Below are 21507 nucleotides of genomic sequence, written 5' to 3'. Positions count from 1 at the left end.
GACGTATTAGGGGGAGTTCAAGTTGAAATTGGCAAAAAGAGTATCCGCATTAACACCGTCTGCAACACTTGCAATTACTGCAAAAGCGAAAGAGCTGAAAGCAGAAGGCCATGATGTCATCGGCCTCGGAGCAGGAGAACCGGATTTTAATACGCCTCAGCACATTATAGATGCCGCGGTGCGTTCCATGAATGAAGGCCACACAAAATATACGCCTTCAGGCGGTCTGCCGGCGCTGAAAGACAGTATCGCAAAAAAATTCAAAAACGATCAGGGGATTGAATATAAGCCGTCAGAAATCATTGTCTGCACCGGAGCGAAACACGCTCTGTATACATTATTTCAGGTCATTCTTGATGAAGGGGACGAAGTGATTATACCGACTCCTTACTGGGTCAGCTACCCTGAGCAGGTGAAACTGGCAGGGGGGCGTCCCGTCTATGCAGAAGGGCTGGAATCCAATCAGTTTAAAATTTCACCGGAGCAGCTGAAGCAGGCTATCACCGAGAAAACAAAAGCGCTCATTATCAATTCACCGAGCAACCCGACAGGTGTTATGTATACGAAAGAAGAGCTTGCGGAACTTGGAAAAGTGTGTCTGGAGCATGGCATTCTGATCGTTTCCGACGAGATTTATGAGAAGCTTACATACGGAGGAAAAAAACACGTCTCAATCGCACAGCTTTCAGATGAATTGAAAGAGCAGACGATCATCATTAACGGCGTTTCGAAATCTCACAGCATGACGGGCTGGAGGATCGGCTATGCGGCGGGTTCGGAGACGATTATTAAAGCGATGACGAGCCTTGCGAGCCACAGCACATCAAATCCGACGTCCATCGCTCAATACGGCGCCATTGCGGCCTATAACGGTCCGGCTGAGCCGCTGGAAGAGATGAGACAGGCATTTGAGCACAGACTGAACACCATTTACGCTCAGCTCAGTGAAATTCCCGGATTCACCTGTGTCAAGCCTGAAGGGGCGTTTTACTTGTTCCCTAACGCCAAAGCGGCCGCAGAAAACTGCGGATTCAAAGATGTCGATGAATACGTCAAGGCGCTTCTGGAAGAAGAAAAAGTCGCCATCGTGCCGGGCTCGGGCTTCGGCTCACCGGACAACGTCCGTTTATCTTACGCAACGTCACTTGATCTTTTAGAAGAAGCGGTCGAAAGAATCCGCCGCTTCACGGAAAAACACAGCTGATTCTGAAAAAGCGGCTTTTAAAGCCGCTTTTCACTTGCATTGACCCCGTTAGAGTAGAACGGGTATAATAAAGTGATGAAAAAAGAGATTCAGGCAGATTCCTGAATGTCTTTCTTGTTCTGGAGGGAAAGAGTTTGAAAACAACAATCAACCAAGTGTATAAACACACAGGCGAGGAAGTAACGATTGGAGCTTGGGTCGCTAATAAACGCTCAAGCGGTAAAATCGCATTTTTACAGCTGAGAGACGGTACCGGCTTCATTCAGGGAGTTGTCGTCAAAGCTGAAGTAGAAGAAGACATCTTCCAAATCGCGAAATCAGTGACGCAGGAAACGTCACTTTATGTAAAAGGAATTGTGAAAGAGGACGAGCGTTCACCGCTTGGCTATGAGCTTGCTGTTACATCCATTGAAGTCATTCACGAAGCGACTGATTATCCGATTACGCCTAAAGAGCACGGTACGGAATTCTTAATGGATCACAGACATTTATGGCTCCGTTCGAAACGCCAGCACGCAATTATGAAAATCCGCAACGAAATCATCCGTGCGACTTATGAATTTTTCAACAAAGAAGGCTTCGTGAAAGTTGATCCGCCGATTTTGACGGGAAGCGCTCCGGAAGGCACGACTGAGCTGTTCGCGACGAAATATTTTGATGAAGACGCCTTCTTGTCTCAAAGCGGCCAGCTGTATATGGAAGCAGCTGCAATGGCGCTCGGAAAAGTATTCTCTTTCGGACCGACGTTCAGAGCGGAAAAATCGAAAACGAAACGCCATCTCATCGAATTCTGGATGATTGAGCCTGAAATGGCATTTGTTGAATTTGAAGAAAACCTTGAAGTTCAGGAGAATTATGTTGCATACATCGTGCAAAGCGTGCTGGAACATTGTAAGATCGAGCTGAACACATTAGGAAGAGACACATCGAAGCTTGAACAAATCAAAGCGCCATTCCCGCGCATTACGTACGATAAAGCGATCGAATTCCTGAAAGAAAAAGGCTTTGACGATATTGAGTGGGGAGATGACTTCGGTGCGCCGCATGAAACAGCGATCGCAGAAAGCTATGACAAACCGGTGTTTATCACTCATTATCCGACGTCATTAAAACCGTTTTATATGCAGCCTGCCAAAGATCGTGACGATGTCGTGTTATGTGCCGACTTAATCGCTCCGGAAGGCTACGGGGAAATCATCGGCGGTTCAGAACGCGTTCATGATATGGATTTATTGGAAGAAAGATTAAAAGAACACGGTCTGGATTCAGATGCTTACAAATGGTATGCTGAACTCAGACAATACGGTTCTGTTCCGCACTCCGGCTTCGGCCTTGGACTTGAGCGGACAGTGGCTTGGATCAGCGGAGCGCCTCACGTGCGTGAAACGATTCCGTTCCCGAGACTTCTGAACCGTCTGTATCCGTAATAGTTATGAAAAACGAAGTCTCCTGCAAGGGAGACTTTTTCTAAGTAAAGGGGAAAGCTCCCGGAGATAACCTTTTACAGTAAGAGGTGTAAGGATGAAAAAACAGCAATTTATAGATATGCAGGAACTCGGCATTTCAAGCATTCCCAACCTGCTGCTGACACATTACCGGCAGCTCGGGCTGAATGAAACCGAATTGATCCTGCTTTTGAAGATTAAAATGCATTTGGAAAAGGGCTCTTATTTTCCGACGCCGTTTGAACTTCAATCAGGCATGTCCATCTCTGCTGAAGAATGTACAAGCTGCCTGAGAATGTTTATTCAAAAAGGTTTTCTGTTTATTGAAGAATGTGAAGACCATAACGGCATAAAGTTTGAAAAATATTCTCTGCAGCCGTTATGGGCGAAGCTGTATGATTACATGCAGCATTCACAAAACGAAACGCAGGAAAGAACGTCAGAAAGAGAACAAAAAAGCCTGTATACCATCTTTGAAGAAGAGTTCGGAAGACCGCTGTCGCCGCTTGAATGCGAGACGCTGGCCATATGGCAGGATCAGGATCAGCATGATGCGATTCTGATTAAACACGCCTTAAAAGAAGCCGTTTTATCGGGGAAACTCAGTTTTCGCTATATTGACCGGATTTTATTTGAATGGAAAAAGAACGGCTTCAAAACGGTTGAGCAGGCGAAGGCGCACAGCCAAAAATTCCGGCGTGTTCAAACGAAACAAAATGATCCGCAAAAAGAGTATACGAGGCAGGTGCCTTTTTACAATTGGCTGGAACAATAACATGAGAAGGGGAGAAACGTGTTAAATTTAAAGCAGATTGAATATTGTCTTGAAAAAATCGGCGATATGTTTCCGCACGCAGAATGTGAACTTGTCCATTCAAATCCTTTCGAATTGGTTGTGGCAGTCGCATTATCCGCGCAATGTACGGATGCTCTCGTCAACAGAGTGACAAAAACGCTATTTCAAAAATATAAACGGCCCGAAGATTATCTTGCCGTATCGCTGGAAGAACTCCAGCAGGATATTAAATCAATCGGCCTGTACCGTAATAAAGCCAAAAATATTCAAAAGCTGAGCAAAATGATCATCGAAGAGTACGGAGGAGAAGTGCCGAAAGACCGGGATGAGCTTGTGAATCTGCCGGGTGTCGGACGGAAAACGGCAAATGTGGTCGTGTCTGTTGCTTTCGGCGTACCTGCGATTGCAGTAGACACTCATGTGGAGCGGGTCTCTAAACGGCTCGGTATCTGCCGCTGGAAGGACTCTGTTTTGGAAGTAGAGAAAACATTAATGAAAAAAGTGCCGAAAGAGGATTGGTCTGTTACGCACCACAGATTAATATTTTTCGGCAGGTATCATTGTAAAGCGCAATCTCCCCGCTGTGCGGAATGTCCTTTGCTTCCGCTATGCAGAGAAGGGCAGAAGCGTGACAAAAAAGGGCTGGTGAAACGGTGACGGCGATTGACATTCTGGCAGGCTATGAAACATACCTGCGCAGCATTACGGACTTGGAAAGGCTCGAGATCAAAACGGCGCTGCGCCGCCATCCGCTGTATATGGATTTCAGCGGTCAGCCAACAGTGCAGCCATGGAGGGAAAGGGGCGAATATGTCCCGTTTCTGTTTCAGATCTGGAACGAAACGAAAGAAACGCTGCTTCCCGTTTTTCAAACAAGAAAATCGAGATGTGATCAAAATGACATGCTGAAGGGAATTGCCTGTCTGATTGCCGCTTTTCACTGGACGGCAGGGGAGCGGGTTACATCACTCGACTGGACTGTGCTTGAAACAAAGCATTTTCCCGCCGAACCGATCAATTGGGCGGAGCGAATGGCGTTTATTTTAACAAAACCGACTCAATATCACTCGTTTATTCAGCTTGATGAATTGATGACGGAGATGAAGAAGCAATATCATAAACATGAAGCCATGAACAAATGTTAAAAACCTCCTTTTCTCATAAGGAGGTTTTTTTGTATGAAAAAAATCCTTCACCTGTTTGAGGTGAAGGATTTCGTCCGCTAATGAGCGGAATTTGACTGGATGGTTGACGAATTGGACTGTCCGTTGATATTTGAAGAAGAGTCTTGGTCATTGTCCTTCTGGCCGCTGTCATTTTTCGGACCGTCTGAACCGGAATCATTATCAGAGCCGTTATCTTGCTGTCCGTTGTTATCCGTCCCGTTACCGGGCTGATTCTGATTGTTGTTATCCGTTTGATCCTTATCGGATTGATCCTGATTTTTATCTGAGTCATCAGTTGGTGTTTGATCCGATCCGTCTGACGTATCTGTTTGATTGTCATCTGTATTTGAATCATCGGTTTGCGTCTTGTCTTTATCTTTATCTTCATCAGACTTCTGTTCATCGTCAGTCGCTTTATCTTTATCTGCATCGTCTTCTTCATCTTTCGGGACTTTGAAAGATGCTGATGCCGTATCGCTTTTTCCGTCATCGTTTTCCGCTGTCACCTGGAAGCTGTATGTGGAGCCTGGTGTGACATCTGAGACGACGGCTTCTTTTGCCGAACTGTTTTGAATGTCACTGTAGCTTCCGCCGTCAACGGATTGTTTGACATTGAATGTTGCATCACCGTCATAATTCCAGCTTAAGGTTAATGATTTTTTATCTTTGTCGTATTTCACTTGCAATCCTGTCGGTTTATCGGCTTTTTCTTTCGTGTACGTTTTAGAAACGGCAGTTGGCTGCGTTCCTTTCACGAAGTACTCCGTCACTTTTTTATCATCCGGTGTATTCGGTCCGGCTAAAGCGGCAGGATTCGAGCCTTTCTCAACCGTTTCTTTGACGACGCTGTCAGGCTGCTTGAAGCTTCCTTTACCGTCATCAACGTATGAGATCAGCTTTTGGAAAATCCGTTTTGCGACTTGCTGGTCAGCAGAAGACAGTGATTTCTTACCTGCTTTGTTGCCAGACTCAACTCCGGTCCAAACCGCTGCTGTATATTGAGGGGTGTATCCGACAAACCATGAGTCTGGGACTCCGCCTTGTGCGATGTTATATTTTTGAATATCACCTTTAGTAAAGTTTGTCGTACCCGTTTTACCGGCGACTTCCACGTTCGGTACTTGAGCCAGTCTGCCTGTTCCTGACTGCACGACTGTTTTGAGCATATCGGTAATCATGAATGCCGTGTAATCGCTCATAGCACTTTTCGGTTTCGGTGTTAAATCAAGCTTAGTGCCGTCATTAAATTCAATCGATGTGACCGCATGCGGTTCATTGTACGTTCCGTTATTTCCGAAAGCGCTGTAGGCGCCCGCCATTGTCATAGTAGATACACCGCGGTTATCCTCACCAAATCCTCCGATCGAATAAGATTCGGTTACACTCTCTTTGTTTAATCCTAGTCCTAAGTCATTTGCGAAGTCGACGGCATTATCTTTACCGGCTGCTTGATATGCTTTCAGAGCCGGAATATTACGCGAGTCTGAGAGGGCCTCTCGCATTGATATCATATTTCTGTATTTATTGTCGTAGTCGTGAATCGGTGTGCCGTCAGAGTACGTATAAGCCGAATCATCAATCTGCTCATACGTCGACCATTTTTTATTTTCAATGACCGGGCCGTAATCAAGAATCGGTTTTATCGTTGAACCGGGCTGGGTTTTACCTTGTGTTGCATAATTGAATCCCCCGGTAGTTCTGTTCCGTCCTGCTCCGATGGCGCGGATTTCTCCGTTTGTCGTATCAAGGAGAGTGACGCCGCCCTGCATGCCTTCCGAAAAGCCGGCTGTATCTCCGTTCATCAATTGATCAAGATAATCTTGTGCTTTCGTATCAAGAGTCGTGTAAATTTTCAATCCGTCAGTTGAAATATCGACGTCTTTCTTTTCTTTTGTCTCAATTTCTTTCATAACTTCTTCGACAAAAGCGCTGTATTTATTTGTGTCCTTTTTATCGTATTCCTTTTGGCTGACGACGCCTTCATCTTTCATGGACACTTTCTTTGCTTTTTGGTAGTCAGAATTTGAAATGAATCCTTGTTTTTCCATTAAGCTGAGAACAATGTTTCGGCGTTTTTCGGAAGCCTTCGGATTTTTAACCGGGTTATATCCGGTCGGGCTTTGCGGCATTCCGGCAAGCGTCGCCGCCTGTTCAACCGTAAGCTTGCTCAAATCTTTTACGCCGAAGAATTCTTCAGCGGCTTTACCGACGCCGTAGGCACGCGGTGAGAAATAAATTCTGTTTAAATACATTTCTAAGATTTCATCTTTAGAATAATGGCGCTCCAGCTGCAGTGAAAGCCACACTTCCTGTGCTTTCCGTTTAATCGTTTTCTGATGGGTCAAAAGCGAGTTTTTCACAACCTGCTGGGTGATTGTGCTTCCTCCCTCTGAACCGAATCCATCCGTAAAGTTGGCGACCAAGGCGCCTCCGATCCGGATCGGGTCTATACCGTGGTGCTTATAAAAACGGGCGTCTTCAGTTGCGATAAATGCTTCTTTCACAACATCGGGTATATCCTTAATCGGGACGTAGGTTCGTTTTTCACCGCCCACTTCCGCGATTTCTTTGCCGTTTTTATCGTAAATCGTTGAAGAGTAAGGCGTTTTCAGCTTGGCTTCGTCCAAAGACGGCGCGCCGGAAACCAAAACGGCAAATGCCGCCGCTCCGCCGACTATGCCAAGGACAAACAGAATAACCAAGGACAGTACAATCTTTTTGAATAAACCGCCTTTACGCTGTTTCTTGCCTTTTTTCGGTGAAGAGGGCTTAGTGCTTTTCGTCTGCCTTGCCTTACGGCGTTCTTCACGGCTCGTAAATTGATCTGACATAACATCTCAACCTTTCGTTTATCAACCTTTCGCTCAGTCTACTGTTCCTGCGAAAAATAAAGCTGTTCAATAATACTAATATAATCAATTCTCGGTGAGTATCCAAGAGAAATCGGAAAGGAAGCATCTTCTAATTCGTCTTTGCGAATTGATTTTCTGCCATTGTTCTCCTTTCTCTCCCAAAAGACAAACAGCTTGTCGGCTTCGAGGAAATAAACCTTTCCGAAAGCGGATATAATAACAAAACAAATGCCGTCTTGCCTGACCACCTGCTTCATATGCTCAATCTGATGATCGTGAAAATTATGCAGCGGAAATGCCGTTTTGTTTTTTGTTTCTTTTGCCTCAAAATCAATGTAGCGTCCTTTATAAATGCCGTTGTAGTCAGTTGTGGAAGACTGTTTAAAATAAGCTTCCTTAATGACTGCGGCGCTTCTTTTCGGATAGTGGACGTTTACAATTTGGACGGGTGTCGGCTTTTTGTGAATGACAGCAATTTGGTTAGCCAGATAATACTTATTCGTTTCATTCAGGTCGTCTTCGAGGGTCATGCCGCGATTACTGTATGAATGGGACCGTTTCTGGCTGTTTTGGGATGAAACCGTTTTGTTCGGCTGAAAAGTTTTTCCATTCGGGTACCGAATCACTTTTTCCATCCTCCTTATCAAACTAATAGTGACGGAAGTGAATGAACGTGCATAAACGACAGACCGTAACCGCCATTCTTCGCCTGATCGAAAAAGAGACGAAAATAAAAAATGCCGATAATATTTCCCGGACGAATGCCTATAAAGCATATTATGACCGCCATCCTGAGATCAAGTGGCCGCTTTTGGCATCCTTTGTGTCCCGCAATGCGGGCTGGTCGATGACTGATTTAAGAGGCGTCCTTTATCAGGAGGGCCTTGACAGCAGTCAGAAAAACTGGTTTTTCCTTTCGTATGAAAGGGCGAATTGGCTGATTTTTTCTGATGCCTATCCTCAGCTTCTGGTCTACCAGTGGTCAAAACAAATCGGCGAACCTCTTTTCCGTCATCTTCCTCATTTCCGCGTCTCGGCTTTTATGCAGGAAGAGTGGTTTCGCTTTTGGCGTGACGGAGATACGGAACGGCTCATGTATGCTCTTATTATAAATGAACAAAACACTATCCAAGCACCTATTATACAAAATCCTTCGTTTAAAAAGAATGTTTTTGGCACGATTCCTTTTTATTTAAGTGATTGGTTTCACTTTAATACGGTGATATTCCCTTCAATTGACGGACATTTATACGGAATTTCCGTCAAACGGTTTTCAAAAACCGAAGAGAGAATTACGCTCGGAAAACAGCTGGCCCGCCTTCTGTTCAGCCCTGATCTTCACGCTTCTTTTTACCGTTTTCTTGATACCGTTCCTCATACCGGTTCACGCTTTGATATGGAGAAAATGATCGGCATCAAAAAAAGAACATCACCGATGCTGAGGACAACCTATCCCATTGTTGCCCACCCATTAGACGGCGAAAGGGCGGATTGGTTTCAAAAAAGGTTAAGAAAAGGGGCTTTCTTACAGGAGAAAATGCCGAAACAGCTTGAACTGACGGACTGGTACTTCCAGAAAAGACGGGAGCTCCATGCGCTCTTCGCGGTTAAAGAGTGGCTGAAGAAATGAAAAAGCCCGAAACCGTTCGCTGGGGTTTCGGGCTGCTGATGTGTTACGTGGAAGGGCGGTTTGGGCCGCCTAATTTTTTATCAAGCGTATCAGTCGTTTTTGCTTCGGTTTTTTGCTGTTTACCTGCATTTTTCGGTCTCGTTTTCATACGGCACCTCCTCAACTGTATCGTTTGCATTAACGTGCCGGTTCATACAAAGTTTGCGGCACTTTTTTGTCGAAAGGCACGCCTTTTAGGATAATCTCTGTTTGTTTGCCGAACTGCTTCTACTTTTGTCATGTGCAGAGGAGAGCGGTATGAAAACGAGAATTATATTCTAAAGAGACGCAAGTGATAAAAGGGAGGAACATGAATGTCTGTTTACACGAGCAAGGCTGATATTCTCCGTCTGCTTTCTGATATTGAAATCCGGATTTCTGCTGCTGAAAAGACGCTTACCCAAGCAGTCAGATCCTGTCAGGCGGAAGCTGAAGAAATCAGACAGGAGAAACTTTCCCGCCTTGAGGAAGAGGCGCGGGAGCTTCATGTTTGTATTGATGACCTGTTTTTGACTGACCGGCGTAAAAAGGATTTGCCGAGAGCCTGCCGGATCAGCTGATTTTATGCAAAAACTTTGGTACCATATGTACTGAGGTGAGTCCGTTTGCAGACACAGTCGTTATTGGAGCTGACAGAACAAATGATAGAGGCGGTTCTGGAAGCCGAAAAAAGGTATCAGGATGGAAAAGAGTCAGGCCGTTCATATGATTTTTTTGAGATTATAAAACCCGATGTTGAAAAAAGAGACCGGCTTTGCGCGCTTTGGACAGAAGCAGCGCTTGCGTTTATTCAGGAAAACCGTCCGAAATACGTTCATCACGCACAAATTCAGGCCGTTACAGAAAATTTCGGAGAGCTGATGCTCCAATCATATGTTCATCATATTCATAAAAAAAGATACAGGGATTTAACTGAATCTGTTTTATATACGCTTCGTATATTAAGGGATGAAATTGAAAAAGAAGGCAGCTGAAAACGGCTGCCTTCTTTTATATAAAGGGGTCGGGTATGTTATTCATACGCCGGGTTTTCTGCTCCACTTGCTTCGAGAACCTTCATACTGTTTCGAAATTCGGTTGCGGTGAGATGGCCTTGAATATAGAGGAATTTTGCAAAGTCCATCAGTTTATCTGCACAATCTGTTTCATATTTTTTCACTTCAGCAAAACGCTTTCTTAAGTATGATACGTTCATAATGGTGCATCCCCTCTCATGTATGTTGAGATTATGGTAACATAACGATTCGACTTTTTTCTGTTTTTAAAAAATTAAGACTTTCGACAGCATTTGACAAAGAACAGAATCTCCGAAAGCACATAACCACGGCGGAATTCATACATATATAGCAGAAACTTAGTGAGAGACAAGGGGGAATGTCATATGCAATGGAGAGCAGAGCCATATCAAAATATGTACCAGCAGCCGGCGGGATATTTCTACCCGCAGCAGATACAGCCGCTGCAGCAGCCGTACCCGCAGCAGATACAGCCATTGCAGCAGCCGCCATATCATCAGCAAGGGCAGTACCCGCAGCAATTTTATCCGAATCAGGAATACGGTCATATGCAGCAGCCGTTTGCTCCCTCTCCTCCTCAGGCAGCCATGCCCGGGGGGCAGCCGGGGTTTGTGAATCCTTACCCCGTTCCCAGACCGAATCAGCAGCAGTCTTCCCAATTCTCAGGCATACTCTCCCAGTTTAAAAAAACGAACGGACAGTTTGACTTTAATAAAATGATGGATACAACGGGGCAGATGGTAAGCGCCGTAAATCAGGTCGGATCGCTGGTGAAAGGCCTCACCAGTATCTTCAAATAAAAAGCATGAATGATATCCATCATTCATGCTTATTTTTTAGGGAAAAAGAGGGTAAGCGTCTGTTCATTCCAGGATGTTTCCATATCTTCTTCACTCACCTTATACGGGAGGACAACGGTTCTTGTCATGCTTGAAGACACGTGGGATGAATGAGCCTGTTTATGATCGTAGCGGATTGTAACGTGAAGGTAGCACCCTTTCGTTTCCACCAGCATATCCCCGTCACGGAATGTCTCGGGAACGCTGATATCAACCGCGAGGCCCGTCGGCTCTTCTCTGACGTCAATCGTCACTTGCGCTTCAGTAAAAGCCGAATTGACAAGGTGTTGAAAACCCTGCATCAATTCTGCGAAGGGACCTGAGTGAAAAAATTGGTCCATCGCATGGCTGATGATGTCCTCATTTCTTTGCGGATCAAGTTTATCGTTTTGTGATTGATCCATATGACCACCGCCTTTTTACAAACAGACTATGCGATGTTATGCCGTATGGTTAAGAATTGAAGGAAAAAAGAAAGTATGGTTAAATAGTGGAGAATAAACTGGTAACGGATTCACATTTAGGAAGGGGAGCACAACACATTGCTGAAAAAATTATTTGGATTGGGAGACAGCCGGAAAAAGCCGGCCGAAGAAGTGATTTTTTCTCCGGCTGACGGAGCGGTGATGGATTTGGCTTCAGTGCCGGATCCTGTATTTTCACAAAAAATGATGGGGGATGGGATCGCCGTCGAGCCTGCAAACGGAGACATTGTTTCACCGGTTGAGGGAGAAGTGATTCAGCTGTTCCATACAAAACATGCTGTCGGCATCCGCACCCTTTCCGGAGCGGAACTTTTGATACATGTCGGCTTGGATACCGTCAATATGAACGGTGAAGGCTTTGAAGCGCATGTAAAAGAAGGCGACAAAGTGAAAACAGGCGATCTGCTTTTAACGTGCCGGCTGGATTTAATAAAAGAAAAAGCAAGCAGCACCGTCATCCCTATGGTGATTATGAATGGCGATGCCGCAGAACCTTTGCAATTTGCAGGCGCAAATGAAGCGAAAAAAGGACAAACAGAGCTTTTTACGATAAAAATGAAGTAGGCAGGGGCTGATTCCCTGCTTTTTTTCTTGTGCAGGATTTTCATCTAGCCAGGCAAACAAATATTCGGTAAACTGTACCTCATAAAGAGGTGTGAACGATGAAGAAAAAATCACTGAGCGAACTGATACAGGAATTAAAAAATCATGAAAATATTGTGCATTGGCATGAAGAGGAACCGAGGGAGGCGAAAACCATGCCGATGCCGGAGCAAGTAGATCCGAACATTCGGGCGGCTCTCGAAAAGAGGGGGATCGAGCGGCTCTTTACACATCAATACTCCGCTTTTCAGACGGTTCAAAACGGAGAAAGCATTGTGGCTGTCACACCGACGGCCTCCGGAAAAACACTGTGCTATAATCTTCCGGTTCTTCAGTCTATCGCGGAAGATGCCTCAAGCCGCGCGCTTTATTTATTTCCGACAAAGGCGCTCGCGCAGGATCAAAAAAGCGAGCTGAACGAAATCATAGACGAGACGGGCATGGACATTAAAAGCTTCACCTATGACGGAGATACGTCTCCGGCCATCAGGCAGAAAGTCAGAAAAGCCGGGCATATTGTGATCACAAATCCCGATATGCTTCATTCAGCCATTCTTCCCCATCATACAAAATGGGTGAGTCTGTTTGAAAACCTGAAATATATCGTCATTGATGAATTACATACGTACCGCGGCGTATTCGGCAGCCATGTGGCGAACGTCATCCGCCGTTTAATGAGAATCTGCGCTTTTTACGGAAGCAAGCCGTCATTTATCTGCACATCCGCCACAATCGCCAATCCGAGGGAGTTGGCGGAGCAGCTGACGGGAAAATCAGTGCGCCTGATTGACGACAACGGCGCCCCGGCCGGAAGAAAGCATTTTGCTTTTTACAATCCTCCGATTGTAAATAAACCGTTGCATATTCGAAAAAGCGCCACCGTGGAAGTGAACGAACTTGCCAAAACTTTTTTGAAAAATAAGATCCAGACGATTGTTTTTGCAAGAAGCCGTGTGCGGGTTGAAATTATTTTAAGCCACATTCAGGAGATCGTAAAAAAAGAAATCGGCGCGAAGTCTGTCAGAGGCTATCGCGGCGGATATCTTCCGAAAGAAAGAAGAGAAATAGAGCGGGGGTTAAGAGACGGCAGTATTCTCGGGGTTGTCAGCACAAACGCGCTGGAGCTTGGCGTTGATATCGGCCAGCTTCAGGTCTGCGTGATGACGGGGTACCCGGGCAGTGTCGCGAGCGCATGGCAGCAGGCGGGCCGGGCCGGGCGGCGACAGGGAGAGGCGCTTATCGTGATGGTGGCGAACTCTGATCCGATTGACCAATATATTGTGCGCCATCCTGATTATTTCTTTAAACGCTCGCCTGAATCTGCAAGGATTAATCCTGATAATCTCATTATATTGGTCGATCACCTAAAATGCGCTGCGTATGAGCTGCCTTTCAGAGCCGATGAAACATTCGGAGAAAATGATGCAAGAGACATTCTCGAGTATTTAGAAGAAGAAGGGGTGCTTCACGAAAACCGCGAACGCTATCACTGGGCGAGCGAATCTTTTCCCGCCTCCAACATCAGTCTCCGTTCGGCGTCACAGGAAAACGTGGTCATCGTTGACCGGTCAGAGACGGCTGATGTAAAAATCATCGGAGAAATGGACCGTTTCAGCGCGATGACGCTTCTTCATGATGAAGCGATTTATCTTCATGAAGGGGTGCAGTACCAGGTTGAAAAGCTTGATTGGGATCATAAAAAAGCGTACGTGCGAAAGGTCGATGTCGAATATTATACAGATGCCAATTTAGCGGTGCAGCTGAAAGTGCTGGACATTGACAGAACGGACAGCAGAAAGAAAACGGCCTTACATTTCGGTGATGTAACCGTGAACGCACTTCCGACAATATTTAAAAAAATTAAAATGACGACATTTGAAAATATAGGATCAGGGCCGATTCATCTTCCAGAAGAAGAACTGCATACCAGTGCTACCTGGCTTGAATTGAAAGAGACGGATTCGGAGATCGGCGAAAAAACGCTTGAACAGCTGCTTTTAGGCATTGCCCATGTCCTGCAGCATATCGTGCCTGTATACGTCATGTGCGACCGAAATGACGTGCATGTCGTGCCGCAAATCAAAGCCGCACATACCGGACTTCCGACAATCTTTCTGTATGATCATTATCCGGGCGGAATCGGAATTGCTGATGAAGTATATAAGCGATTTGATGAAATCAATGAAGGGGCTGAGCGCCTGATCAGACAATGTCCATGTCAAGACGGATGTCCTTCCTGCATCGGCTCCGAAATAGAAGGAATAGATGCAAAGAAAGCGATACTCCGGCTCTTGAATTACGTGTAAAAGAAAAGGGGGACGAAAGATGTCCTTGAAAAATAAATTAAAGCGGATGAAAAACCACCTGAATGTGCCGGAAGCTGAAAAAAAGCCGGCAGCTTCACAACTTTCGGTCCCGGATATTCAAGTCCCATTTAGAGAAGAATGGGAGGCATTCGGAGTGAAGCCTTTCTTTTTTGAGGATGAATTCTGTCTTATCCGCGAAACCGTCTATCCGCTTTCGCACCGTCACGGACGGTACAGCTTCAGTGAACTTGATGACGTCATGGCATTATGGAATAAAGGCGGTTTGACACATACTTTATCAGCAGAAGGATACGAAAAAAGCCAGCTGTTCTTCTTTGATACTGAAACGACCGGCCTCGGCGGCGGGGCCGGCAATATGATCTTTTTGCTCGGTCATGCAAGAGTGTATGAAGACCGTGTCGCGGTTAAACAGCATCTGCTTCCTAAACCGGGAAACGAGACGGCTCTTTACAAAAGCTTTTTAAGTGAGGTTGACATTACGTCTCTTGTTACGTATAACGGAAAAGCCTTTGACTGGCCTCAGGTAAAAACTAGGCATACATTGCTGCGGGACAGGCTTCCGAAACTTCCTGACTTCGGACACTTTGATCTTCTGCACGGAGCGAGACGGCTTTGGAAACATAAATTAGAGCGTGTATCGCTTTCTGCGGTTGAAAATGAAGAGCTTGCTTTTAAAAGGGACGAAGACACCCCTGGTTATTTGGCGCCGATGCTGTATTTTCAATTTTTAAAGGCGGAGGACCCGGCTCTTTTAAAGGGAGTGCTCTCGCATAATGAACAAGATGTGCTTTCCCTCATCGCTCTTTACATCCATATGTCAAAAAAGATTTTTGCATCTTCTGATCAGACGTCAGAACGTCAGGAAGCATACGCCATGGCGAAATGGTTTATCGCTCATAAAGAAACCGATCGGGCTGTTTCACAGCTGGAAGCGCTGCAAGGCAAAGCCTTTGAAGATTCAGATCGGGCCCTTTTTGACTTAGCAATGCTTTATAAAAAACAAAACCGCAGGCAAGACGCCGTGCCCCTTTGGGAGAAACTGACGGGCTCTGATCTTCACATATGCAGACACCAATCAGCGGTAGAGCTGGCGATCTATTTTGAGCATCACGCAAAAGATTACAAAAAAGCTCTGCAGGCCGCGCAGCAGGCGGCAGAAGACGGGGAAATATCGGAAAAAGAAGCCGAGAAGCTCCATGTGAGAATTGCCCGGCTCAAGAGGAAATATTCCTCTTGAAATATTGCCCGGGAAAGCGCAAAAGCCGAGCTGTTTCGCCAAAAATATTTTTTTCTGAATCCGCATCGATTTTGTTGTAGAATGGTGCCGTATCTTGTAAAATAGCGTTAGTTATTTATAGGGGAGAGTTGGTATGTATAAAGGTGTTTTTTACTTGTTCTTTGTCGTGGTTTTTTTGATTGCGTTTGTATTTTCGAATTTTAAAGACAGCTTGCTGACGCACTTTTAAATTGGGTGATTGAATTAGAACATGCACCCTCTTTTCTTCATAACCTAACAGTGTAATAAAAGTTAATGGAGAGGGGATTTAGCATGTTTCATCATCATTGTTGCAGACCAAACGTGATGCCGCCGATTGTCCATCCGACTCATTGCTGTGAACACCATTGTTTTTCTAACACAGTTGTGCCGCATATTCATCCGCAACATACAACTAACGTAAATCACCACAACTTTGAGCACGTTCATTACTATCCGCACACTTTTTCAAATGTTGACCCGACAACTCACCAGCATTTTCAGTGCGGAAGCCCTTGCTGCGATCATTAGTATTGAACGCTTAAGCAAGATCGGTTAGGATATCAGCAAATCAAAATGGGGCCCGATGGGGAGCCCCATTTTTTAAGCAGGTGATCAATTGAAAGTATTAGCCGTAACAGGATACAAGCCGTTTGAACTCGGGATTTTTAAACAGGATGACCGGGCGCTTGTTTATATAAAAAAGGCGATAGAAACCAGACTTAGAAGCTTCCTTGACGAAGGCTTGGAATGGATTCTCATATCAGGACAGCTGGGGACTGAGCTTTGGGCGGCAGAAACGGCGTACGATCTCAGAGAAGAGTATCCGGAATTAAAGGTTGCCGTTATCACGCCTTTCTACGGCCAGGAGGAAAAGTGGAAGGAGCCGAATAAAGAAATGTATGAAGCGATGCTTGCTCAGGCAGATTATGAGGAGAGCCTGACGCATCGGCCGTACGAAAGTCCGCTCCAATTCCGGCAGAAAAACGCGTTCTTTATTGAAAAGTCAGATGCGCTTTTGCTTTTATATGATCCTGAAATGGAAGGATCGCCGAAATATATGCTGCAGCAGGCAGAAAAACGCCGTGAAACAGACGGATATCCGATTTATTCGATTACGATGGATGATCTCCGTGCCGCCGTTGAAGAAGAAGATTTCTTTACATAACACGTCAGAGAATATTTGACAACGGGACGTGTTTCTGAATAAAATATAACATGATGATTCACGATATGAGGTGAAAAAGATGCTTGCTGATAAAGTAAAGCTTTCTGCGAAAGACATTTTGGAAAAAGAATTTAAAACAGGCGTTAGAGGTTACAGACAAGAAGACGTTGACAAATTTTTAGATATGATTATTAAGGATTATGAAACCTTTCATCAAGAAATTGAAGAACTGCAGCAGGAAAATCTGCAGCTGAAAAAACAGCTTGAAGAAGCAAGTAAAAAACAGCCGGTGCAGTCCAATACGACCAACTTTGACATTCTGAAAAGGCTGTCCAACCTTGAGAAACATGTATTCGGCAGCAAACTTTATGACGAATAAGGCAGATACACTTGTCAAATGAGACAAGTTGCTTTATAATGAACAAGTGTTCTTAACGTTCGGGTAATCGCTGCAGATCTTTGAATCTGTAGAGGAAAGTCCATGCTCGCACGGTGCTGAGATGCCCGTAGTGTTCGTGCCTAGCGAAGAAATAAGCTAGGGCAGCCTTGATAGGCTGACGGCAGGAAAAAAGCCTACGTCTCCGGATATGGCTGAGTATCCTTGAAAGTGCCACAGTGACGAAGTCTCATCAGAAATGGTGAGAGTGGAACGCGGTAAACCCCTCGAGCGAGAAACCCAAATTTTGGTAGGGGAACCTTCTTGAAGGAACTGAACAGATAGAAGGACAGAATACTTTCTGTAGATAGATGATTGCCGCCTGAGTACGAGGTGATGAGCCGATTGCAGTACGACGGAACAAAACATGGCTTACAGAACGTTAAACATTATTGATATGACAAATTAGAGCTCTCCTTTAAAGGGGAGCTTTTATCTTGAATGAAACGAAAGCTTAAAAGAGACAGGGTGATACGATGAAGAAGTACACACTAATAGCGACGGCGCCGATGGGAATCGAAGCGATCGTCGCCAAAGAAGTGCGTGATTTAGGTTATGAATGCAAAGTAGACAACGGAAAAGTCATCTTTGAAGGAGATGCGCTTGCGATCTGCCGCGCTAACTTATGGCTGCGGACGGCTGACCGCATCAAGGTACAGGTCGCCGAGTTTCAGGCGAAAACGTTTGATGAGCTGTTTGAAAAAACAAAAGCGATTGACTGGCGCGCGTACATTCCGGAAAACGCCAAGTTCCCCGTTATCGGAAAATCCGTGAAATCAGTGCTTGCCAGTGTGCCTGACTGCCAGCGGATCGTCAAAAAGGCGATAGCGGAAAAGCTGAAACTGCAATCAGGAAAACAAAATGAATGGATTGAAGAAACGGGACCCGAGTATAAGGTGGAGATTTCCCTTTTAAAAGATAAAGCCGTACTTACACTGGATTCATCAGGAACAGGCCTTCACAAACGGGGATACAGGGTTGATCAGGGAGGAGCTCCGATTAAAGAGACGCTCGCTGCCGCGTTAATTCAGTTAACCAACTGGACACCCGACCGTCCGTTCGTCGATCCGTTCTGCGGTTCCGGCACGATCGCCATTGAAGCCGCTTTAATCGGACAAAACATTGCTCCCGGTTTTAACCGTGATTTTGTTTCAGAAGACTGGGAATGGATCGGAAAAGAACTGTGGGACAAGGCGCGTCTTGAAGTGGAGGAAAAGGCGAACTATGATCAGCCGCTGCAGATTTTTGCCAGTGATGTGGATCACCGGATGGTAAACATCGCCAAAGAAAACGCAGAAGAAGCGGGACTTGGTGACCTGATCGAATGCAAGCAAATGCGGGTGCAGGATTTTACGACAAAACTCGAATTCGGCGTAATCGTCGGAAACCCTCCGTACGGCGAACGTCTCGGCGAAAAAAGAGAAGTCGAGCAGATGTATAAAGAAATGGGCCGGGCATTTGAATTTCTTGATACATGGTCTGTCTACATGTTAACGTCAAATGAACAATTTGAAGAGGCCTACGGGAGAAAAGCAACCAAAAAACGGAAGCTCTTTAACGGTTTTATCAAAACGGATTATTATCAGTACTGGGCTAAAGTGCGGCCGCAGCGGAAAAAGCCGCAACAAAGAGAAGACGCCTGAAACAGCGTCTTCTCCGGCATCTTTACGTTTTATTCTGCCATTACCAGCGGTGCGCTTTTGCGTTGCTCCGTAAAATAATGTTGGTCTGGGACATTTCGGTGTGGCCGTTCACTTGTGATTTAGAGCGTTTCGGCCGCGTCCAATTGTGATGAAACAATTCAGAATGCTGATCTAATCGATCTTTATAACTCATGTAACCATCACTCCCGGGTAGAATAAATTTGTCAAGATGGATATTCGATCGAATATCTGTTGTAGTTTGTGCAGGTCAGGTGCGGATCATTCAGAATGGCATGTATAGAAAGTGAAGCATCGGCATAGAATGATGATTATTTCTATTTGAGAGGTGATCTTATTTTATGCTGAACAGCGAGCACTTCAGTAAAATACAAAAGGCGTTAGACGCAACTGCTTTCCGGCTGGAGGAAGCTGGAGCGGAGTTCGGTCCTTCCGCTGTGACACACGCACAGGAAGAACTTGAAAATGCGGTAAAACATACACATTCAACAGACCATCCGTTCCTATGTACACATATCATTAACCGGAAATGATCATGACAAAAACTTGGCGAGGCCAAGTTTTTTTGTTGTATTGAAAAGGGTTAAATGATATTATAGATGGTCTGAATGCCGAATAGTTAGGGGTTGGAGTTGGGTGACAACATCACGTTTGCCTTTTGCTTTAACAAAAGAAAAGAATTTTTACGAAGAATTGAACAATTGGATTGGTGACGTGTTTTACGATATCCTTCCCGAGAAAGGCTTTGACCTTCGGGATGAGCAGGTATTTATGGCGTTTCAGCTTGAACGGGCATTTAAAGAGAAAAAGGTCATGTTCGCTGAGGCAGGAGTCGGTACGGGGAAAACGCTGGTGTATCTGCTGTTTGCCATCAGCTATGCCAGATATACGGGTAAACCGGCCATTATCGCATGCGCCGATGAAACGTTAATTGAACAGCTTGTCAAAAAAGAAGGCGACATTTCCAAGCTGACAGAACATTTGGATCTGCAGATTGATACACGGCTGTCCAAATCCCATGAGCAGTATCTGTGTCTGAAAAAGCTTGAGAAAACAATGCAGCGTTCTGATGATGAAAAGTGGCTGGATCTTTATGAGTCGCTGCCTTCATTCGTACACGAATCACAAGCGATGCAGCGCTTTTATCCGTACGGCGACCGCAAACAGTACGCTGATTTGACGAATGAAGAGTGGGCAGGCGTCAGCTATGATTCCTTCCAAGATTGTTTAACTTGTGATATGAGACATAGATGCGGTTTAACACTTTCAAGAGATCATTACAGAAAATCAACGGATCTGATTGTTTGCTCCCATGATTTCTACATGGAGCATGTATGGACGGAAGAATCACGTAAAAGGGAAGGACAGCTGCCGCTTTTGCCGGATCACAGCGCCGTCGTGTTTGATGAAGGACATCTGCTGGAATTCGCCGCGCAAAAAGCGTTAACCTATCGCGTGAAGCAGTCGACGCTCGAGCTGTTTTTAGAGCGTCTGCTTCAAAATGACATCAGAGAGGAATTCGCCGAACTGATTGAAGATGCCCTTGCCGCAAACGATGAGTTTTTCTATGTGCTGTCAGAGGAATCGAAGGAAATCGCCGGCTCTCACCGATTGGACATCCAAAACGACCAGCGCGTTAAGCGTGCGGCTGACGAACTGTGCCGTCTGCTCGATAAAATCGGCGAGGCGCTCGTATTTGAATCGGAAATGTATACGATTGATAAGTACGAGCTGTCAGTTGTAGAAGAATACGTCGAACAAATGGCATATTCGCTGTCGCTGTATCAGAAGGATGCCATCAGCTGGCTTGAAACGCGGGATACAGACTCAACGTTTGTCGTTATGCCGAGAACTGTAGCCGAAGTGCTGGGAGAAAAGGTCTTTTCTAAAAAGATTCCTTATATCTTCTCATCGGCCACTCTTTCTGAGGGCGGTTCATTTGATTATATCGCTGACAGCCTCGGAATCCGTGATCCTTTATCATTCACCGTTGAATCTCCGTACGATTACGAGGAGCAAATGTCTGTTGCGCTTCACGGTGACATGACGTCTGAGCAGAAAACAGCCGAAACGATTGAAACCATTAAGGAGAATGAAGGACGCACCCTCGTTCTTTTCCCTTCCTTTGAAGACATGAAAGAATTTAAAGAACAGGCTGCCGCGTGGGAGCTGCCGTATCCGATATACTACGAAGGTGACGAAGAGATCAGCAGTCTGGTCGAAAAGTTCCAGCGGGATGAAGAATCCGTGCTTTGTTCCGTCCACTTATGGGAAGGTCTTGACATTCCCGGTGACTCGCTCCGGAATGTGACCATTTGGGCATTGCCGTATCCGCCTCATGATCCGGTGTTTACCGCAAAGCGGAACGGAGCGAAAAAAGATCCGTTTGAGGAAGTTGATCTGCCATACATGCTCTTGAGAGTCCGGCAGGGAATCGGCCGCCTCATCCGTTCTAATCAGGACAGCGGAACCATATCCATTTATGCGGGCGGAGAAAGTGAACGAGTCTTGGCCGAAGTCAAAAAGATCTTGCCTGTTACACCGAAAATCGTATAAAAACAAAAGCTGCAGGATTCTCTCCTGCG

At 45.5% G+C, this 21507-nt stretch carries 24 protein-coding genes, 1 other RNA gene and 1 pseudogene; 20 read left to right on the top strand and 6 right to left on the bottom strand.

The genetic code is table 11. The annotated features are described in order from the left end of the window. The first annotated feature begins 22 nt into the window (after positions 1-22). The 5 genes from GNE05_RS11695 to GNE05_RS11675 all read left to right on the top strand — a co-directional run bounded on the left by GNE05_RS11695 (position 23) and on the right by GNE05_RS11675 (position 4590). Positions 23-1204 (top strand): pyridoxal phosphate-dependent aminotransferase, encoded by a 1182-nt coding sequence (locus GNE05_RS11695; protein WP_007612190.1) that lies wholly within the window; start codon positions 23-25, stop codon positions 1202-1204. Positions 1205-1338: 134 nt separating this feature from the next. Beyond that, the gene (asnS, locus tag GNE05_RS11690) at positions 1339-2631 is read left to right on the top strand and encodes an asparagine--tRNA ligase (RefSeq protein ID WP_003153515.1); all 1293 of its coding nucleotides are present in this window, start codon (positions 1339-1341) and stop codon (positions 2629-2631) included. 94 nt (positions 2632-2725) lie between these two features. Further along, complete coding sequence (gene dnaD, locus GNE05_RS11685) at positions 2726-3424, top strand: DNA replication protein DnaD (RefSeq protein WP_003153516.1); 699 nt, start codon at positions 2726-2728, stop codon at positions 3422-3424. 18 nt (positions 3425-3442) lie between these two features. Then, complete coding sequence (gene nth, locus GNE05_RS11680; protein ID WP_007612187.1) at positions 3443-4102, top strand: endonuclease III; 660 nt, start codon at positions 3443-3445, stop codon at positions 4100-4102. After that, positions 4099-4590, top strand: a complete 492-nt coding sequence (locus tag GNE05_RS11675) for a YpoC family protein (protein WP_160182834.1) — start codon at positions 4099-4101, stop codon at positions 4588-4590. The genes nth and GNE05_RS11675 overlap by 4 nt, the downstream gene beginning before the upstream one ends. A 77-nt stretch (positions 4591-4667) precedes the next feature. Here GNE05_RS11675 and GNE05_RS11670 read toward each other — a convergent pair whose 3' ends face one another. Continuing rightward, entirely contained in the window at positions 4668-7442 is a 2775-nt protein-coding gene (locus GNE05_RS11670; protein ID WP_160182833.1) for a PBP1A family penicillin-binding protein, read from the bottom strand. Between the two features lie 38 nt (positions 7443-7480). Continuing rightward, positions 7481-8089 (bottom strand): Holliday junction resolvase RecU, encoded by a 609-nt coding sequence (gene recU / locus GNE05_RS11665; protein ID WP_015417702.1) that lies wholly within the window; start codon positions 8087-8089, stop codon positions 7481-7483. 41 nt (positions 8090-8130) lie between these two features. On the opposite strand from recU, the gene GNE05_RS11660 reads away from it, so the two are divergent. Beyond that, positions 8131-9093, top strand: a complete 963-nt coding sequence (locus GNE05_RS11660) for a DUF2515 domain-containing protein (protein WP_015417701.1) — start codon at positions 8131-8133, stop codon at positions 9091-9093. Positions 9094-9136: 43 nt separating this feature from the next. Here GNE05_RS11660 and sspM read toward each other — a convergent pair whose 3' ends face one another. Continuing rightward, a complete protein-coding gene (gene sspM / locus GNE05_RS11655) occupies positions 9137-9241 on the bottom strand; it encodes an acid-soluble spore protein SspM (protein ID WP_003153525.1) in 105 nt (34 codons plus the stop codon). Positions 9242-9446: 205 nt separating this feature from the next. Between sspM and GNE05_RS11650 the strand changes: the two genes are divergently transcribed. Together GNE05_RS11650 and GNE05_RS11645 are read left to right on the top strand one after the other, a co-directional pair. Then, positions 9447-9692, top strand: coding sequence for a DUF5446 family protein (locus GNE05_RS11650; protein ID WP_039063257.1), 246 nt, complete (start codon positions 9447-9449; stop codon positions 9690-9692). A gap of 45 nt (positions 9693-9737) precedes the next feature. Then, positions 9738-10106: a YppE family protein gene (locus GNE05_RS11645; RefSeq protein WP_007409492.1), complete on the top strand. Its 369-nt coding sequence runs from the start codon at positions 9738-9740 to the stop codon at positions 10104-10106. A 38-nt stretch (positions 10107-10144) separates the two neighbouring features. On the opposite strand, the gene GNE05_RS11640 is transcribed toward GNE05_RS11645, so the two are convergent. Continuing rightward, positions 10145-10327: a YppF family protein gene (locus GNE05_RS11640; protein WP_003153532.1), complete on the bottom strand. Its 183-nt coding sequence runs from the start codon at positions 10325-10327 to the stop codon at positions 10145-10147. Between the two features lie 186 nt (positions 10328-10513). Between GNE05_RS11640 and GNE05_RS11635 the strand changes: the two genes are divergently transcribed. Beyond that, the gene (locus GNE05_RS11635; RefSeq protein ID WP_160182832.1) at positions 10514-10948 is read left to right on the top strand and encodes a YppG family protein; all 435 of its coding nucleotides are present in this window, start codon (positions 10514-10516) and stop codon (positions 10946-10948) included. 29 nt (positions 10949-10977) lie between these two features. On the opposite strand, the gene GNE05_RS11630 is transcribed toward GNE05_RS11635, so the two are convergent. Continuing rightward, positions 10978-11391 carry an Hsp20/alpha crystallin family protein gene (locus GNE05_RS11630; RefSeq protein WP_017418017.1) on the bottom strand — a complete coding sequence of 138 codons (414 nt, stop codon included), beginning with the start codon at positions 11389-11391 and terminating at the stop codon, positions 10978-10980. A 138-nt stretch (positions 11392-11529) separates the two neighbouring features. Here GNE05_RS11630 and GNE05_RS11625 point away from each other — a divergent pair, with 138 nt between their 5' ends. From GNE05_RS11625 to GNE05_RS11585, 9 genes and pseudogenes are all read left to right on the top strand, one after another. Then, positions 11530-12036, top strand: a complete 507-nt coding sequence (locus tag GNE05_RS11625; RefSeq protein WP_012117833.1) for a PTS sugar transporter subunit IIA — start codon at positions 11530-11532, stop codon at positions 12034-12036. 98 nt (positions 12037-12134) lie between these two features. Beyond that, positions 12135-14381: a DEAD/DEAH box helicase gene (locus GNE05_RS11620; protein ID WP_160182831.1), complete on the top strand. Its 2247-nt coding sequence runs from the start codon at positions 12135-12137 to the stop codon at positions 14379-14381. A 19-nt stretch (positions 14382-14400) separates the two neighbouring features. Continuing rightward, the gene (locus GNE05_RS11615) at positions 14401-15639 is read left to right on the top strand and encodes a ribonuclease H-like domain-containing protein (RefSeq protein WP_022553048.1); all 1239 of its coding nucleotides are present in this window, start codon (positions 14401-14403) and stop codon (positions 15637-15639) included. A 121-nt stretch (positions 15640-15760) separates the two neighbouring features. Beyond that, a pseudogene (locus tag GNE05_RS11610) lies at positions 15761-15868 on the top strand (hypothetical protein); the annotation flags it as partial. Positions 15869-15951: 83 nt separating this feature from the next. Then, on the top strand, positions 15952-16188 hold the full coding sequence (gene cotD / locus GNE05_RS11605) for a spore coat protein CotD (RefSeq protein WP_003153539.1): 237 nt from the start codon (positions 15952-15954) through the stop codon (positions 16186-16188). 88 nt (positions 16189-16276) lie between these two features. Beyond that, positions 16277-16825, top strand: a complete 549-nt coding sequence (locus GNE05_RS11600; RefSeq protein WP_022553049.1) for an SLOG family protein — start codon at positions 16277-16279, stop codon at positions 16823-16825. A 79-nt stretch (positions 16826-16904) separates the two neighbouring features. Beyond that, a complete protein-coding gene (gene gpsB, locus GNE05_RS11595) occupies positions 16905-17204 on the top strand; it encodes a cell division regulator GpsB (RefSeq protein ID WP_003153541.1) in 300 nt (99 codons plus the stop codon). 55 nt (positions 17205-17259) lie between these two features. Continuing rightward, positions 17260-17641, top strand: an RNA gene (rnpB, locus tag GNE05_RS11590) — RNase P RNA component class B. A 96-nt stretch (positions 17642-17737) separates the two neighbouring features. Continuing rightward, the gene (locus GNE05_RS11585) at positions 17738-18904 is read left to right on the top strand and encodes a THUMP domain-containing class I SAM-dependent RNA methyltransferase (protein WP_014418227.1); all 1167 of its coding nucleotides are present in this window, start codon (positions 17738-17740) and stop codon (positions 18902-18904) included. Between the two features lie 40 nt (positions 18905-18944). Here the strand turns inward: GNE05_RS11585 and GNE05_RS11580 are convergent, their stop codons facing one another. Continuing rightward, the gene (locus tag GNE05_RS11580; protein WP_003153548.1) at positions 18945-19097 is read right to left on the bottom strand and encodes a YpzG family protein; all 153 of its coding nucleotides are present in this window, start codon (positions 19095-19097) and stop codon (positions 18945-18947) included. A 166-nt stretch (positions 19098-19263) separates the two neighbouring features. Here GNE05_RS11580 and GNE05_RS11575 point away from each other — a divergent pair, with 166 nt between their 5' ends. Both GNE05_RS11575 and GNE05_RS11570 read left to right on the top strand, forming a co-directional pair. Further along, positions 19264-19455, top strand: coding sequence for a hypothetical protein (locus tag GNE05_RS11575; protein ID WP_014418226.1), 192 nt, complete (start codon positions 19264-19266; stop codon positions 19453-19455). 103 nt (positions 19456-19558) lie between these two features. Further along, complete coding sequence (locus GNE05_RS11570) at positions 19559-21478, top strand: ATP-dependent DNA helicase (RefSeq protein WP_014721409.1); 1920 nt, start codon at positions 19559-19561, stop codon at positions 21476-21478. The last annotated feature ends 29 nt before the right edge of the window (positions 21479-21507 follow it).

The organism is Bacillus sp. AM1(2019) (genome assembly GCF_009906915.1).
GTDB classification, from domain to species: Bacteria; Bacillota; Bacilli; order Bacillales; family Bacillaceae; genus Bacillus; species Bacillus velezensis.
The sequence above is the reverse complement of the archived record's forward strand: the minus strand, read 5'-3'. Positions and strand labels throughout refer to the sequence as shown.